Here is a 15,834-nt window from a genome sequence, read left to right as displayed (position 1 = left end):
CGGGCAAATCACCGACGGCGCCCCTGGCCCATCATCGGTTTCCGAAGCGGCGGCGTTTGGATGCTTTGCTCCATCCGCGCTTGGGAGGCGTTACGGAAAGAGCCGCCTGCCCCTCGTGGGGACGCCGGATGAGCGTGAGGCCCTCATGGTCGACCGGCTGCCACTTGTGGTCGAAGGTCCGGAACGTGAAGCCCTGCTCGTTGTCGGTGCCGTAGGCAAGCAGCGCACGGCCGTTGCCTGCGTACTCCTGCACCTCCGCCCACAGGACCTCTCGGATCCGCGCGGAAGGGCCCCCGACGAACACACCCGGGGAAATCTCCAACAGCCAACGGGTGAGAAAACCGCGCAGCCCGGCCGGGCAGTTGGTGAGCACGATGATCGTCACCAGATCACTCCGTCAGCGTAGTTACGCCCGGATTCCACCTCGGCTCCGCGGTCGCTCTGGAGCGCCACACGGTCGACGGTGGCATCGGCGACATCGCGGTCGATCCCCTCAGGCAGCAGGAGACTCTTGACGTCGTGGACGCAGCGGTCCAGGAACCCGGTCGCGTTGATCCGGTCGCGCAGCGCCCGGCGGGTACGCGGGCCGACCTCTTCGGGGCTTTCGGCCGCGGTGTCGAAAGCGACCGGAATACCAATTTCGGTCTTGTAGAGGTCGGCCACATCCAGCACGAAGGACAGCTCATGCCCGGAATGGACGAACCCCAGTCCGGGCGCGCACCCCAGGGCGGCCACCACTGCGTGGCAGACGCCGTAGAGGCACTGGGCCGCGGCGGTGACACCCTGGTTGGGCGGGTCGCCGCCATCGAAATCGCCGGGAACATAGCGCCGCCCCCTCCACGGTAGACCGACTCGGGCGGCCTCTTTGCGGTAGAAATCCTTGACCCTCCTACCTTCCTTGCCCAGGAGTTGCTGACGGGTCAGCCCGGCGGGGTCCTCGTCGGGAAAGCGCATCCGATACATGGCGCGGGCGACATCCAGCCGGGTGGTCCGGTTGGTCCAGGCGCGCGCCTGGGCCTCGACCAGTGCTGCCGAGCGGGTAAGTGAGCGGCCTCCCGCGTAGAAGCGGACTCCCTGTTCGCCCACCCACACGACGCCGGCGCCGCACTCGCCGAGCACGCTCATGGCCTGGTGGGTGACGCGGGTTCCGGGCCCCAGCAGCAGGGTCCCGATGGTCGCCGAGGGGATGTGGGTGATGCCGTCGCCGTCCTCGGCGGTGATGGCGTTGGCGTCGCGGTGGACGGTACACCGCTCCAGGTAGACGAAGGAGACCCGGTCGGCGACGCGGGTCAGCTCGCGCGGGGTGGCGGCGCTGCGCCTGCCCACTGTGGCCACTGCTCAGCCCACCGGGGCCAGAGTCATCAGCCCGCAGCCGTAGGCTTTGGCGCGTCCGAGCCCGTGGGTCAAGGTGCGGCGCAGTAACTCGGGGTCCACGACTTCCAGTCGTCCATCGAAGGTCGCGGTGACCAGGGTGACGCGCCTCTTCCGGCGCTCGCGTCCCTTCGTCTGCGCCTCGCGATCCTCGGCAGGTTTGTCGAAGGAGCGGTCGCGGCGCTCATGGACGAGCAGTTCGTATTCGTCGCCCTCAGGCAGCAGGCGCTGCTCTCGGGGTTTCTCCAGAATCCGGAATCCCGCGGCTTCCTGACGCTGCAGCAGCCACTGCATCTGGTGGCGCGGAGTGACGTGCGCGGTGACCTTGGTGGGTTCGCCGTCACCGCGGCGAACGCTGTGCACAGGGTTGGCGGTAAGGCGAAACGCCCAGGTGTCGCCCTTTGCCAGCCGGGATAGGAACGGGTCGTAGTCGTAGGTCTGCCAGTTCGATCGCTGCTTCCAGCCGGCCTGCTCCACAACGTGGGTGAGATCAGGCGGAGTGGGGCTGACGATGTAGAGGAACACTTCGGCCTTGGCGTTGCGGTCCACCCGCCACAGCACCCGCGGCGTATCAGGGTCGGTGGGCAGCACCTCGGGAAACGCGTTCACCACCGCAGCATGCATGGCGCGCGGGGAGGCGAGAAGCCGCCGCGCGCCGCCGCGCGCTGTGTTGAGGCGGAAGCGGGTGAGGTGCATCAGTCGCCTCCCAGCAGACTCGTCGGATCGTGGGCCGGTACAGCTGGTCGGCGGGCCCGAGGGTTGGCCACCTCGACCGTGTCGGTGCGCAGACCGCGCAGGGCGTAGCGGCGGTGCAGGGGGTCGAAGCTCAAAGGCAGGTCGCGCCGGCTGTCAGCGCCGGTCGCGCCGGGAGCGGCGTCGATCAGGGTGGTGAGGGTGACGGTGGCCTGCCGCGCCCGGCTGCGCTGATACCAGGTCGAGGCGCGCCATTCCTCGACCGCCAGCGCCTCCTCCAGATCCATCCCGGTGCGGACGCCGATGTCGATCGGCCGGGCCGGGGGACACGAGCGCCGCCCCAGGTAGGGCAGGAACTCCGGCGCGCGCACCGCCCGGTGCAGCTCGCCGATCAGCGCGTCCTCGCCTTTCACGGCCGCGACGAAGACCGCGTCGGCCAGATAGAAGCGCTCGGAGACGGGCATGGCCGCGCCCGTGTCGAGGTGCCGGGCGGTCTGGTAGTCGCGCACGCGGGTGCCGGGCTGGTCCAGGCGCACGCCGAATCGCAGAGCGGCCAGGTCGGACAGGTCGGAGGTGCGTTCACGCCCCTGGGCGGCGGCCAGCAGCCCGAGGACACCGCTCTTGGTCGGCGCGTTCTCGGTGGTGCGGCGGGCGAATCGGGCTGCTGACCCCCACGCCTGTAGGGGGCCGGCCAGCTGGAGCAGGAGGACGCTCATGCCGGGGCTGCCGCCTGCTCGACCGCCGCGGCGCCGACGGCGGAGACGAGTTGGGCCAGGGGCAGTTCGGTGCCCAGCCCGCCGAGCTTGGTGGTGTTGGGCCCGACCCGCAGCACCCAGGTCTTGGTGTCGCCGGCGATCCCGTAGGCCGTCTCGATCTCACCGATGTACTGGGCTAGGCGCTCGCTGGCTTCGCGAACGTGGCCGCGTCCCATCTCGACCGGCTCCTCGAAGGCGCTGACGAAGCTGACGGGCCGTGTGCTGCGCAGCTTCACTATCACTGCGTCGGGCAGGGTGTTGTGGCCGAAGGTATTGCGCTTTCCGGTGGGCAGCGACTCGACGAATCCGCGCACGAAGGCCTCGACGGCGCGGCGCAGCGGCTCGGTGACCGGTTCATCCTCACGCAGCCCCTCCCCCAGGTTCTTGCGCAGCAGGTCGACGTCGAGGGCCGCGTAGCGGTACAGCGTGGCGGAGTTGAATTCGACGACGCCGATCATGCCGGCGCCGGTTTCTTCGTCGGGGTTCTCATCGTCGACCGCGGTGTAGTAGTCGGACTCGTTCTCCACCGGGTGCACGCTGATGGCGTGGGCGACTTGGGCGGCGGCGTCGACGTTGACGTCGGCTCCATCAGCCACCATCCGCCCGAACAGGGCGATGTCCACCGAGTGTCGGGTGTCGGCGAGTTCCTTGGCGCGCTTCTTGTTGTCCTTGAGGAAGGCCGTGATGTCGGCGCGGCCTTGGACGGCGAGCCCGGCCAGGGCGTCGAGCTGGCGGGCACTGAGGAACATCAGGTAGGCCGACTCGGGCGCCGGGGCGTCTTCGCCGCGCTTCTTGGCAGCGTCGGCTTTGCGCTTGGGCACCTCGATCTTGGAGCCGGTGGCGGTCCGCACGGTCTCGGCGGCCAGCGTCCACGCATCGCGCTCCTCGATCGAGCCGTCGATGCGGCGGATGCGCTCGGCCAGCAGCTCGGCGACGCGTTTGGTGCGGATGCCCAGTTCGCCGGCGTCGAGCATGTCGTCGAAGGCCATACGGGTGGCGCGTTTCCAGGCTTGGCTGGAGACCCGGGCGCGGCGGACGCCGCCGTAGAGGGCGGTCTTGGGCGCGCCGGTGTCATCGCGGTTGATGTTGCTGGGCGGGACGGTCTGCAAGATGTGCAGGTCCAGGATGGTGCGGCTCATGGGCGGTCCTCGTCGGTCTCGGTGGAGGGCTCGATCGTGGCTGGCGACGTGTCGCTGCCGCCGGCTGCGGTGGTGAGGGAGGCGTGAAAGCCGCGCCCCCAGGCGGCGCGAACGTCGCTTCGGCCGCCGGGTTGCTGGAAGCGGTGGATCTGGTCGGCCAGCAGGCCGTAGTCGAGGGCCACGGCGTCGCGCCGTAGCAGCACAACGATCTCGCGCAGCCGGAAGGCAAGGGTGGCCAGGTCGTGGGCGGTGCCGACCTGGACGAAGCGTCGCCGCAGCGGCTCGTCGATGTCGCCGGGCGGTATGAGCCGACGCACGGCTGCGCCCAGGTCGCGTCCGCGCTGGTGCATGCGCTCCTCACGGCGGGACTGCTGGTGCACCGCGAAGAGCGTCAGCGCGATGTGGGCGGCGTCCTCCGCTTCCTCCTGCTCATTCGCCTTCTCTTCTCGTCGGAGGAAGGGCGGCATGGTCTCGTAGAAGCGATCGTCCAGCGTCAGGCCCCACAGTTCGGGGACCGCCTCGATGGTTTTGCCCGCGCCGCGCCGCAGTTGGGCCAGGGTAGCCACGGCGCCGGAGCGGTCGTGGATGTAACCGTTCTGGATTTCGCGGACGCGTTCGTCGACGAAGGCGCCGACCCACCGCAAGGGGGGCGTGCGTTTGGTGCCGGTGGTGGTCACGTTCGTGCCTCGTCTGTCTGCTCGTCTGTGGTGGACATCGGAAGCCTCTTCTTCAGCTCCGCGCGAAATCGCAGGTCGGCGCCGCCAGCCGTGAGCCAGAACGACCCGGTTCCGGTGTCGATGAGCCGGCCTGTCCAGGCCGCGTCGCCCGCCTGGTCGACCAGCTGCTTGCCGAGGTCGAGGACCGTGCGGCGGGCGCAGCGCTGCCATTCGCCGCGTTTCGCTTCGGGATCGTCGTCGGCGTGGAGTCCGTGCAGCCAGTGGCGGAAGGGCCCGTCGAGTGCCGCGAAGCCAAGGTCGCGGGCCGTGGCCTTCGGGCCTTCGGTCTCGGCGCCGGCTGCCTGCGCGAGTCGCTGGGCGAGATCGCCCAGGGCGGTGACCGCGCGTTCGGCGTCGCCGACCGCGTCGACCGCGGTCTGGCCGAGTTCGGCGTCGCGCTGGTGGAGCACGGCTACGGCCATGGCGACGCCGTCGTCGACGATCTCGTCGATGACCGACTGCTGGGTGCCGTAGACGACGCCGCACAGCCGTACGCGAATCAGGTGATCGTGTGCCAGCAGCCCTTCGTTGGCCAGCCGGTTGACCCAGTCGAGCACGCGAGGGCGCACCACCGCGGCGGCCTCCTTGCGCTGCTCGGCTCCGGTCGCCCGGCCGGTGATCAGGGCGGCCAGTCCGCGCCAGGCGGTGCGCGTGGGATCGTGCTCGCGCGGCAGGTAGACCTGCGACCGGCCCAGCTTCTTCTCTTGGGCGGGGCTGCGCCTCCAGGAGGTCATCGGCTCGCGGTTGTGCAGGTTGTGCGGGGTCAGCGGGTCGCCGTAAGCCAGCAGCGCGCCGTACACCCCCTCGGCGTCGTATCGCAGCCGCAGGCGGCGGCTCTGCCAGGTGTAAAGGTCGCGGACTCCGCTGGGGCGCGCCGCCAACTCACGGGCATCGGCGGGGGCCGCCCCGGGCGAGTCGCGGCGCCAGGCGGGTCGGTCGTCGGCGTCGATGTGAAGGTTGTCGGCATCGGCCGCGATCAAGTTGAGCAGCAGGGTCTCATGCAGGTTGTCACCTTCGACGAGCACGCCGCCGAGGTTGCCCGTCCACCCCACCCCTTGCGGGTAGCCCTTGCCCCCTTTGACGCGGTGGTCGCCCACTGCCCCGGACTTGATGCCGGAGGGGTCGTAGGCGTGGACGTGCACGACCCACCGGGCGGCCTCGGCGAAACCGAGGCGGCCGACACCGCGGGCCCGCATGGTGAAGAACGGTGCGCCGTTGGGCACGTCGGCGACGATGCGGTCGAGGGCGAAGTACTCGTCCTTGGCCGTGCGCAGATCGGCGACCTGGAAGAACGGTGTCCGGGGGTGCAGCAGATCGAAGCGATCGCGGCACCGGTCCAGGTAGGCGGCGATGCGCTCGGAGGGCAATCCGTCCCGCCACAGCTCCGCACAGTGCTCGGAGTCGCGCGGACCCTCGATGGCGTCGTGAACGATCGCCAGCACCAGCCGCACCAGCGCGAACTCCTGGGTGGGCACGTCTCCGACGATACGGCGCAATGAGACGGCCTGCTCCACGACTTCCCGCAGCGACAGCTCTTCCTCACTGCCGTCCAGACGCTGGACGGGGATCCACGGACGAGCGATCAGGTCGAAGGAGAGCGGAGGGATCTCATCGGACACGGTGGACCTCAAGACCGTCGGAGCGGCTGTAGTGGAGTTCGTAGCCTGCCAGGTGGCGACGACAGTTCTCGTCGATGACGAGGATCAGCTCGCCGGCGAGCCAGTGCGCCTCCTTGGTCTGCCAGGCGGGAAGGCAGTCGGCTTCGAGTTCGGCGATCGCCGCGTCCAGGGTGCGGGGGTCGGAGAACTCCGGCGGCAGACGCAGGCCGCAGGCGACCACGATCCGGGCCAGGCGGGCGCCAGGGGCTGCGTCGGTCGGCAGCTCCAGCCCACCTCGCGCGTGTCCGTCCCGGTCGGGGGACAGCCAGGGAACCGTGGCCAGCGTGCCGTCGGAGCGCCGCTGCACGACCAGGACCTCCACGCTCTCTTGGCTGTCGCGCACCTGGGCCTTGCCACCGCGGGTGTCCTCCACGTCTCCGACCCCGGCCTCCACCCAGCCCACCAGGGCCCGGCCGGGACGCGCCTGCCGGTTGAGCAGGAACGCCTCAGCCTTATACCGCTGCTCCGCCCGCAGCGTTTCGTGGGCGGCCCGCGCCTCGGCCCACTCCGAGAGAGTGACCACCTGGTCGCCGTAGGCGCGCTGCACCAGCGGGCTGATGTCTTCGGGCAGGCGCACCGTGCTTCCCGTCGGGGCGGTGTGCGACAGATACGGCTCCAGTACCGCTAGCGAGCACAGCAGCGGGTAGGTCCGGTAGACAGCGCGCGATCCCCGGACCGGTTGCGGTACGCGGGCGTCCCAGTCAACGCCGGTGATCAAGCAACGGGCGGCGCGCAGCCGGGGCGGGCGCTCGACCTGGCCGGGGCCACGCTGATGGCGGTGCAGGCGGCCCATGCGCTGCAACAGCAGGTCGACCGGCGCCAGGTCGCTGACCAGCAGGTCGAAGTCGACGTCGAGGGACTGCTCGACGACCTGGCTGGCGACCACGATGCGTTTGTCGGGCCGCATCCCGTCCCGATCGGCGGCATTCCCCGGAGGGCCGAACTCGGCGAGCAGTTGCGCATCGTTGTCGGAGCGATCCAGGTCAAGAAAGCGGGCGTGGGCGACGGTGACCTGAGCATCGCCGAACCGCTTGCGCAGGTGGGCGGCGGTTTCCAGGACACGGCGGACCGTGTTGCGCACCACCAGGGCGCACCCGCCCCCGTCGAGTTCCAGCTCAAGCCGGTCGGCCAGCCGTTCGGCATCGTCGTCGAGGCGCTCCAGGCGCACCGATGTAGCGCGGCCCGAGGCGCCGGGGACCGCGATCCGCGGCGCGGCGCCCGGCGCGACCGTGGTGATGAGCGGATAGCCCTGCGCCGCCTGCACCGCGTCGAAGACGGCTTCGGACTCCGCGGAAGCGGAAGAGGTGGCGCCTGCGGCGTAGGCTCGGGCGAGTTCACGGCGCCGCGCGGCCGGCAGCGTCGCCGAAAGCACCACCACCGGCACCCCGTAGGCACCCAGCCATTCCAGGACGCGGTCGAGGTAGGCGTTCATGTAGGTGTCGTAGGCGTGGGCCTCGTCGATCACCACGACCTTGCCCGCCAGAGCGAGGTGGCGCAGCGCCAGGTGCCGGCTCTTCAGCCCGGCGAACAGCAGCTGATCGATGGTGCCCACGGTGAAGCTCGACAACATCCCCTTCTTGCGTCCGCGCAGCCAATGGTGGGCGACCAATTCGGCCGAAGCCGCATGGGCGTCGCCTCGGTGGGCCCAATGGTCCCCGCCGCCGTCGGGGGCGATACCCGCCAGCGCACGGCGCCCGGCCCCCATCAGCTCGGTGAAACGCTCGTTGAGGGCCGCCTTGGAGTGGGCGAGGAACACCGAATGCGCGCCGGTTTCCACGCGAGCGTCGGGCAGATGGTTCAGCCAGACGAGCAAGCGGGGGAACATGGCGTTGCCGGTGGCCATGGTGGGCAGGGCGACGAAGCAGCCGCCGGCTCCGGAGCGAGCGGCGAAGATCTCGGCGACGGCGAGGGCGGCCTCGGTCTTGCCCTCTCCCATGGGCGCCTCGATCACCATCAGGCCGGGCGCGGCCGTTTCGCGGGCCATGGTCACGGCGGCTTCCTGCACGGGGCGGGGGCGGGCGCCGGCGGGCAGGTCGAAACGGGTGGCGAAGATGCCATCGGGACCGGCTTCAGGCTCGACCGCGACCCCTGGACGCGGCAGGGCGAGTCCGCGCCATGCCGTCTCGATGCGCTCCGGGTCGCTGCCGCGCTCGCGGGGGAAGTAGGGGAAGAGCTCCGGGTTGCTGGCGATCCAGTCGGCGACGATCACGAGGCCGGTCAGCAGTACCTGCGTCGACTGCGGCAGCGCCATTGTCCGCCAGTCGGCGATACGGTTCCGCACGCCGCAGACCGCGGTGGCCGCGTCGAGTAGTTCGTGCTGGACGCCGCGCCACACTTCCTCGCTGCCGCGGGTGCGTAAGAGCGACTGGTGCCGTGCCAGCTCGGCGATGTCGGCGTGCGTCGGTGCGATGCCGTGGTGGCCGCCGACGATGACGGACAGTTGAAGCGTGGCCTGTCTGCCCCAATCGTGGCGCCCGACGAGCCATTCCTGGAGCAGTATCTGACCGGCCAGCCCGTGCGGGGCGAGTCTGCGGTCGGGCATCTGCTTCTGCAACCGCATCTCCAGGCCCGCTCGACGCATAGCCTCGGCAAGCCCGTCCACTTGGCAGGCGAAGGACGGTGTGGCCTTCCCGATGTCGTGGATGGCCGCCAACCAGACGGCCATCCGCCGGGCATCATCGGCGCCCCCCGGCACAGCGGCGGCCACCAGCCGACGCACTCGGTCGGGAACCCATTCGTCCCACAACCGCTCGGCAACAGCGGCACTGTCGGCCATATGCCGCCACAGCGGCAGCCAGCCCTCGGAGTCGAAGTCGTGCTTGGCCCACACGGTCCGCGCGGCTACGGAAAGTCCACTGGGCCAGGATGGGAGGCAGCCCGCGAAATCCATGGCGCCAGTCAACCGCACGAGGGCCCCCAAGGCAGGCAGATCAGGAAAATCGACACACCCGAACATGCAGGGCCGGAGGCTGGGTCCCGGCCCACACCTCCGGCCCACCCAGGTCAATCCCCGCGTGCGCGGGGAGCATATTCAAAGTGACGTCAAGAGCGACGCTAGACCGGGGTCATCCCTCCATGCGAAGGGAAACAACCTAGGGCTGCTGAAGCCACCGTAACCGAAGAAGCTCTTCGTTGGGCAACGGTCTAGCTTCTCTTTCCTACGTACCTTTGACCAAGGCGATCTGCCTCACGTCGCGCCCCGCAGCGTGTTAGGCTCCCTCTGTGTTCGCACGCCGCCCAGCAATGGCGGTCCAGACATGACGAAGGGCCCCGGTCGCCAAACCACAGGGGCCCTTCGTGTCAGCAACCCTTGACCTAGAGGATCACATGAGTGGCTCCACCATACCCCCCAAACCCCCCCAGTCGTGTGCCCCATCGTCCGCGACGCCTCCGCCTGGCAAACCCGTGAGTCTGCGCTTCGCGCTACTGGCGGTTCTCAGTGGCCTTTCTGCGGCTGTGGTGGCTCTGCTCACTCTGAGCGCCGACCACCATCCCGCAGATGCCGTTCTCGCTGGTCTCCTGACCCTCGGGGGAGGGTATACGTTCTTCGACCATCTGATCTCATCCTGAGCGAGGGGACTCACTCCCCGTGTGCGTATGCACATGGTCTCACGCTGCTTGGGCGCGGATCACGCCCACGTGCGCGGGGAGCAGACGCGGCCGTGGTCGAGCAGCGCCCCGACGACGGGACCATCCCCGCCTGCGCGGGGAGCAGTTCACTGGACGGCGGGGTATCGGTGCCGATGGAGGACCATCCCCGCCTGCGCGGGGAGCAGCCTGGATCCGCGGGAAGCGCTGCGCGGCGACGGGGACCATCCCCGCCTGCGCGGGGAGCAGCGCGGGTGTGGGTGTCGTAGGCGGGGGATCCGGGGACCATCCCCGCGTGCGCGGGGAGCAGAGGGGGGCCGCGTGGTCCCGTTCCCCCAGCCGGGGACCATCCCCGCGTGCGCGGGGAGCAGGGCCCCGGACGTTCCGGGGCCATGGGCGTTCTGGGACCATCCCCGCGTGCGCGGGGAGCAGCCGGATACGGCCGAGAGGATCGATGTTGTGCCGGGACCATCCCCGCGTGCGCGGGGAGCAGGCCGTGTACACGGCGGTGTAGATCTTCGGCGGGGGACCATCCCCGCGTGCGCGAGGAGCAGCAGGGGGGCGATGCGGGCAGCAGGGGTGCGGCTGGGACCATCCCCGCGTGCGCGGGGAGCAGGTACCGCCGCCGAGGCCGACCGAGACGATGCCGGACCATCCCCGCGTGCGCGGGGAGCAGTGGCACCGCGCCTGCTCGCGCATCTGGTAGGAGGGACCATCCCCGCGTGCGCGGGGAGCAGGTAGAGGTAGCGCCTCACCAGGTACATGAGCTGGGACCATCCCCGCGTGCGCGGGGAGCAGTTACCGGGCGCCCAGGGAACGGCCCGTGTCAGGGGACCATCCCCGCGTGCGCGGGGAGCAGGCTAAACGACCTGCATGTTTATGTTACGCCTCCCCTGTTTTTCTTCACTCCCAATGAAAGCGACACTCATACACAAAACGGATTCATGCACATGAATACCCCAAGGCCGCGCCAATGGTCAGTTCTCCTGGCTTTGATCCATGGCGAAGACCTGGTCTTCGACGTCGATCTGAGCCGGTCGCGGTGACTCCAACTCGCCAACGCTCGCGACGCCGCTGTCTGCCACGCGCAGCCGCTCGACAGCGAACGGCCGGCCTGGGGGGCAGGTTCCTGCGTTCTTGCCAGTCCATCGCCTGATCCTTCTGTCTTAAGTCAGATTCGGCGAGGACGTGACGTCCAAGATGTTGGTCTCGATCGTCTCGAACCTGACGACCGGCACTGCGGGTCGCGCGGGCACGCCGGAGGGGCGGTGCGCCGCGTGCGCCCGCCCCGCCCCTCCGGTCGCCGTCGTCGGTGGTCTGAGGGTGCCCACCTAGCGCAGCGCGTACTGCGCGCCGGTGGCGACGGTGCCGCCCTCCTCATCGGCGGCCTCGGCGCCGCCGGTGAAAATGACGTCGGAGCAGTTGTAGAACGCCTCGGGGCTGTCCGAGCGCGTCCAGATCGAGTAGATGACGTGGTAGCCGCTCTTCTCCGGCAGCGTCGTGTCCCAGTAGTACTCCGCGCCCTGTTCGCCGCCGTCGCGCAGCGGCGGGTCGGTCACCGTGTCGAACGGCTCGGGCTCCAGGTCGTCCCAGGTCAGCGGCTGCGAGGGGTCCCAGCCGTCCTTGGTGATGTACTGGTCGAAGCGGCCCGGGTGCTGCGCCCAGGCGTTGTGCAGGAAGGTGACGTCGGCGCCCGATTGCAGCTCGGTCGTGGGCCAGTCCGACCGCGCCTGGGTGAAGCCGTCGAACTGCTCGGTGGGGCCGCACAGCTTGCCGTCGGGCACGACGTCGCGGTGGTTGCCGTCGGCGTCGCTGATGAGGTTGCCGAACCAGTTCCAGAACGCGTAGCTGCCGCCCTGCTCCAGCGCAGCGGCGCAGGCGGGGTTGGTGGGCTGGAGGTCGCCGCCGCCGCTGCCCTCGCGGGCGTCGACGTAGCAGGCGTAGGTGCGGGTCGCGGGGTAGGTGAACCCGCCGTGGGCCAGGGCGGGGCTGGCGGGGACGACGACCGCGAGCGCGCCGGCCAGGCCGGCCAGGGCGCCCAGAGCGGTGAGTCGGCGTCGGGATCGCATGGGGGATGGTCCTCCTCGACATCGTGTCGTGCCATGTTGCGGGAAACGGGGGTGGCGGTGGGGCGGGTGGCCTGGGGCCGGCCGCACGAGGCCGCGGTGATAGGGATGCGGCCGGCCCCAGGGGATTGGGGGCGTTGGAGGCTCCTGGGCACCACCTCTCTTCCGGTGCCGGGTGCGCGGGAACGGGCGTGGTGGACATGGGAACGCCGGGCACCGCGCACGGGGTGCGGTGGCTATGGGGGTGCGGCGCCGGTCAGGGGTAGACGGTGGCCTCCTCGGCGGTCTCGACGATGCCGTCGGGGCCGTTGAAGATCCGCTCGCCCCAGGGGGTCGGCGACGCCGGGTCGAAGCCCTGCACCATGTCCAGGTACTCCACGCCGCCGCTGTTGCCGCTCCAGGACCAGCCGATGTAGCCGATGCCGAGCTCGCGGGTGGCCGACATGATGGCGTCCTCGTCGGGGTCGCCGTCGCTGTGCATCGAGCCGAACTCGCCGACGATCAGCGGCAGCCCGGCCTCGTCGAAGGACTGGAGGTAGGCGCGCACCTCCTCCTCGGTGTCGTAGACGCCGTACATGTGGATGGAGAAGACGGTGTTGGCGTCGGGGTCGGCGGTGAACACCGATGCCGCGTTGTCGCGCATGGTGAACGACCAGTCCTGGCCCCAGTTGGGCGCGTCTGCCACCAGGGTGTGGTCGAACCCGGCGTCGCGCAGCCGGACGATGGCGTCGGAGGTCGCGCCCGCCCACTCCTGGTTGAGCTCGGCGTTGTTGCCGTAGGGCTCGTTGCCGATGTTGACGATGACGTAGTCCTCCTGGCCCTCCAGCGCGCTCTGCACCCGCAGCCAGTAGTCGACCGCCTGGTCCAGGGTCGCGGCGGCCCCTTCGTCGCCGCGCCCGGTGGTGTCGTGCACCTCCAGGACGCAGATGAGCCGGTTGGCCGTGCACTCGTCGACGACGGCGGCGACGTCGTCGACGGAGTTCTCCGTCCAGCGCTGCCCGCTGCTGAGGACGACGCGGACGGTGTTGGCGCCCTTGGCCTTGATGTCGGCGAAGGAGCCGGTCTCGTTGGGGAACCAGGTGTGGGCGTGGCTGACGCCGCGCATGATGAACTCGTTGCCGTTGGCGTCCCGGAGGCGCCCGTTGTCGACCCGGAACCCGGTCTCGGCGTGGGCGGGCGCGGCCGCCAGCGCCGTCCCGGCCAGGGCCAAGGCCGCCGCCCAAGCGGCGGTGCGCCGGTGTCTGCGTCTCAATGTCATGGTCTCCAAGCCCCTTGCGGGTGGTGCCGTACGTCGGTGGCGGCGCCGGCCGGGCACCGGCCGCAGTGCCGGTGCGGCCGGTCGGCGCCGGTGCCGCCGCGGGCCCGGGTGGGCGGCCCGCGGCGGCGCGGGCATCAGCCGAACAGCTCGTCCTGGGCGGCGAAGGCCGTGGCGATCTCGACCTGGGCCCAGAAGCGGTGGTAGGTGAACTCCGGCGCCGCACCCTGGGGGTTGTCCAGGTAGGACTGCACCTTGCTCCACTCGGGGTCGTCCTCGTAGAAGGACCGGATGGACAGGAAGGTGGAGTCGGCGTTCACGGGGTCGCCGTTGGCCATGGTCCCGCTCCAGCCCTCGGGGACGTAGAGGCCCTGGCCGGAGGAGGCGTCGTAGGGGTCGTCGAACCGCGCGTAGTCGGCGCGGGTCTCGGGTGTGGCGATGCCGATGCCGTCGGCGTTGGCCGACAGCGCCGCGAGCAGGTCCTCGCCCATGGCGCGGGCCTCGGTGTCGCCGGAGCCGGCCGCGTAGTACAGCAGGGTCTTGGCCAGCGCGGCGGCCACACCGACGTCCTGGCCGTGCGAGGTGACCTCGACGCTCAGGCCCGCGTTGCCGGTGGGCTCGCCGGTCCAGTCGTCGGGCTGGCCGCTCCACTCCATGTCGGCGGGCACCTGGAAGTCGCCGCCGGTGCCCACGGTGGTGTTGGCCATGGCCCAGGGCACCCACTCGTCGAGGATGGCCCCGGCGCGCTCGTCGCCGGTCACCTGGTAGTACTGGGCGACGCGCTCCAGGTTCCAGACCTGGAAGCCGAACCACCGGTTGGACGGCGGGTCGTGCCAGACGGGCTGCTGGTCGTAGTACATGCCGTAGAACTGCGCGGCGCCGGCCGGCGGCTGGGCGTAGGAGCCGCCCCAGTTGTTGGTGGCGCCGCCGGCGATGCCGCCGTCGGCGGACTGGAGCCACTGGAGGAATTCGAGCTGGCGGTCGAGGCTGGTGCCCCAGTCCTCGGCGCCCGTGGGCGAGTCGGGCTGGAGGCCGTCGACCTCGGAGAGCGCGTAGGCGGCCAGGACGTTCTGGTAGCCCTGGTGGACGGCGGTGCCGCCGATGCGCCAGGCCCACGGGTACTGCGCGCTCTCCAGTGCGCCGCCCCAGGAGTAGTACCACGACATCAGGTAGTGGGAGCTGTTCTTGCCGCTGCCGGGAGCGCACGCCGAGGCGCCGACGCAGTCGCCGATCTCCTTGAAGTACTTGTCGTACATGGCGTAGCGCAGGTAGTCGCCCATCTTGGCGGCGTTGGCCACGTTGTCGGCGATGGCGGCGCCGTTGCCCTGCTCCTCGGCCCACTGCTGGGCCCAGAAGGCGACCTGGACGGCGCGCGCGTCGGCGTCGGGGGCGTTGGTGTAGCGCCACTGCTCGGAGTAGTTCTCGTCGTCGGTGAACAGGTCGAGGAACCCGTTGGTGCCGCCGTGGTCGAAGGTCTCGCACGAGGGGTGCGGGACGGTCTCCCACACCGATTCCTGCGAGCCGCGCTGGAAGGTGTTGATGTAGGCGGGCGCGTCATCGGTGCCGTCGCCGCAGAACCCGTAGCCGTAGGTGTTGTCGACGTCGAGCAGCCAGTGCATGCCGTAGACCTCGTCGGTGCCGTAGGTCCCGCTCAGCTCGTCGGCGAGGGGGTCCTGCCCGGCCTGGGCGGTGCTGTCCAGCGGCGAGGGGTAGTCGGCGGGGCTGGGGTGCTCGGCGATGTAGGTGGCCGGCGACTGCGGGTCGTAGGAGGCGTTGGTGGGCTGGTCGGCGGTGCCGGGGATGATGAATTGCTCCATCGACGCCCAGGCGTCGTTGAACGGCTGCCACTCCCCCGTGATCCGGCCGTAGCTGGCCTCCAGCCACAGGTAGTAGCTGAACGCCTCGGAGGTGGTGGCGTGCCCGTGGTCGGGCGCCTCCACCATCAGCGTCTCGACGGAGTGGTAGGGCACGAGCAGGCCGCCGAAGTCGCGGAAGTAGCCGCTGGCGGGGTCCTTGATCTTCTCGTAGAGCTGGAGGAACTCGGCCTCGCTGGCGGCGGTGGTCTCGGCGTCGAGCTCGGTGACCTCGACGGTGTCGGGGGCGTGGCCCTCGGCGGCGGCGGTGAAGGACGCGGTGGCGGGGTCGCCGCTGTCGTCGGCCGAGGCGACGGTGACGGGCTGGGGGGTGTACCAGTCGTCGGGGGTGAAGGTCAGCTCGGTGGTGCCGTCGATGGCGATGTCGCCGTCGGCGCCGTCGGCGGCCAGGGTGACGGTGACGTCGTCGTCGGGCGAGGTGGCCAGGCGGACGCCGGCCGTGGCGGTCTCGCCCTGGAGCAGGCTGAGCGCCGAGGGGGTGAAGACGACCGCGGGGTCGGGCTCCTCGGCCTGGGCCGGGCCCGGCGACAGCAGCGCCGCCGTGGCGATCGCCGCGGTCAGTGCCGCCGCGGGCGCGCGCCATCGCGCCGGGGCGGGTGCAGGGGATCTCATCGGGGGACGACCTCCAAGGGTCGGTCGATCCCCCGGCACGCCGCGGCCGGTGGGCGGGGCTGGCCCGGACCGGCCGCGGGCGCGGCGGGGGAACGGTGGGGGCGGGG

11 protein-coding genes and 1 CRISPR repeat array are annotated in these 15,834 nt (G+C 70.6%); all 11 genes read right to left on the bottom strand.

Translation table 11 applies throughout. The features are described 5' to 3' along the window. Positions 1–31: 31 nt before the first annotated feature. Positions 32–385: a type I-E CRISPR-associated endoribonuclease Cas2e gene (cas2e, locus tag ACFOVU_RS12895; protein ID WP_378533223.1), complete on the bottom strand. Its 354-nt coding sequence runs from the start codon at positions 383–385 to the stop codon at positions 32–34. After that, the gene (gene cas1e, locus ACFOVU_RS12890; protein WP_378533221.1) at positions 382–1,335 is read right to left on the bottom strand and encodes a type I-E CRISPR-associated endonuclease Cas1e; all 954 of its coding nucleotides are present in this window, start codon (positions 1,333–1,335) and stop codon (positions 382–384) included. The genes cas2e and cas1e overlap by 4 nt, the downstream gene beginning before the upstream one ends. A 3-nt stretch (positions 1,336–1,338) precedes the next feature. Beyond that, on the bottom strand, positions 1,339–2,067 hold the full coding sequence (gene cas6e, locus ACFOVU_RS12885) for a type I-E CRISPR-associated protein Cas6/Cse3/CasE (protein WP_378533219.1): 729 nt from the start codon (positions 2,065–2,067) through the stop codon (positions 1,339–1,341). Beyond that, entirely contained in the window at positions 2,067–2,780 is a 714-nt protein-coding gene (gene cas5e / locus ACFOVU_RS12880) for a type I-E CRISPR-associated protein Cas5/CasD (protein WP_378533217.1), read from the bottom strand. Before cas5e ends, cas6e begins: the two co-directional genes overlap by 1 nt. Then, on the bottom strand, positions 2,777–3,958 hold the full coding sequence (cas7e, locus tag ACFOVU_RS12875; RefSeq protein WP_378533215.1) for a type I-E CRISPR-associated protein Cas7/Cse4/CasC: 1,182 nt from the start codon (positions 3,956–3,958) through the stop codon (positions 2,777–2,779). The genes cas5e and cas7e overlap by 4 nt, the downstream gene beginning before the upstream one ends. Then, positions 3,955–4,635, bottom strand: coding sequence for a type I-E CRISPR-associated protein Cse2/CasB (gene casB / locus ACFOVU_RS12870; protein ID WP_378533213.1), 681 nt, complete (start codon positions 4,633–4,635; stop codon positions 3,955–3,957). Before casB ends, cas7e begins: the two co-directional genes overlap by 4 nt. Then, positions 4,632–6,293, bottom strand: coding sequence for a type I-E CRISPR-associated protein Cse1/CasA (casA, locus tag ACFOVU_RS12865; protein WP_378533211.1), 1,662 nt, complete (start codon positions 6,291–6,293; stop codon positions 4,632–4,634). The genes casB and casA overlap by 4 nt, the downstream gene beginning before the upstream one ends. Further along, positions 6,283–9,222: a CRISPR-associated helicase Cas3' gene (gene cas3 / locus ACFOVU_RS12860; RefSeq protein WP_378533209.1), complete on the bottom strand. Its 2,940-nt coding sequence runs from the start codon at positions 9,220–9,222 to the stop codon at positions 6,283–6,285. The genes casA and cas3 overlap by 11 nt, the downstream gene beginning before the upstream one ends. A gap of 735 nt (positions 9,223–9,957) precedes the next feature. Then, a CRISPR array of direct repeats spans positions 9,958–10,779; the repeat unit is 29 nt; unit sequence GGGACCATCCCCGCGTGCGCGGGGAGCAG. A gap of 472 nt (positions 10,780–11,251) precedes the next feature. Then, a complete protein-coding gene (locus tag ACFOVU_RS12855) occupies positions 11,252–11,989 on the bottom strand; it encodes a lytic polysaccharide monooxygenase auxiliary activity family 9 protein (RefSeq protein WP_378533207.1) in 738 nt (245 codons plus the stop codon). A 253-nt stretch (positions 11,990–12,242) separates the two neighbouring features. Continuing rightward, positions 12,243–13,238, bottom strand: coding sequence for a glycoside hydrolase family 5 protein (locus ACFOVU_RS12850; RefSeq protein ID WP_378533205.1), 996 nt, complete (start codon positions 13,236–13,238; stop codon positions 12,243–12,245). Positions 13,239–13,378: 140 nt separating this feature from the next. Further along, the gene (locus ACFOVU_RS12845) at positions 13,379–15,727 is read right to left on the bottom strand and encodes a glycoside hydrolase family 48 protein (protein ID WP_378533203.1); all 2,349 of its coding nucleotides are present in this window, start codon (positions 15,725–15,727) and stop codon (positions 13,379–13,381) included. Between the last annotated feature and the right edge of the window lie 107 nt (positions 15,728–15,834).

The sequence above is a fragment of the Nocardiopsis sediminis genome, from assembly GCF_042650565.1.
In the GTDB taxonomy this organism is placed as follows: domain Bacteria; phylum Actinomycetota; class Actinomycetes; order Streptosporangiales; family Streptosporangiaceae; genus Nocardiopsis_B; species Nocardiopsis_B sediminis.
Note: the sequence above shows the minus strand (reverse complement) of the source record. Positions and strands in the feature narration are given on the sequence as shown.

Bases quoted from the DNA above. Each gene is read 5' to 3' on its own strand.
- cas6e (WP_378533219.1), bottom strand. From the start codon at position 2,067: ATGCACCTCACCCGCTTCCGCCTCAACACAGCGCGCGGCGGCGCGCGG.
- cas5e (WP_378533217.1), bottom strand. From the start codon at position 2,780: ATGAGCGTCCTCCTGCTCCAGCTGGCCGGCCCCCTACAGGCGTGGGGG.
- cas7e (WP_378533215.1), bottom strand. From the start codon at position 3,958: ATGAGCCGCACCATCCTGGACCTGCACATCTTGCAGACCGTCCCGCCC.
- cas3 (WP_378533209.1), bottom strand. From the start codon at position 9,222: ATGGATTTCGCGGGCTGCCTCCCATCCTGGCCCAGTGGACTTTCCGTA.
- ACFOVU_RS12855 (WP_378533207.1), bottom strand. From the start codon at position 11,989: ATGCGATCCCGACGCCGACTCACCGCTCTGGGCGCCCTGGCCGGCCTG.
- ACFOVU_RS12845 (WP_378533203.1), bottom strand. From the start codon at position 15,727: ATGAGATCCCCTGCACCCGCCCCGGCGCGATGGCGCGCGCCCGCGGCG.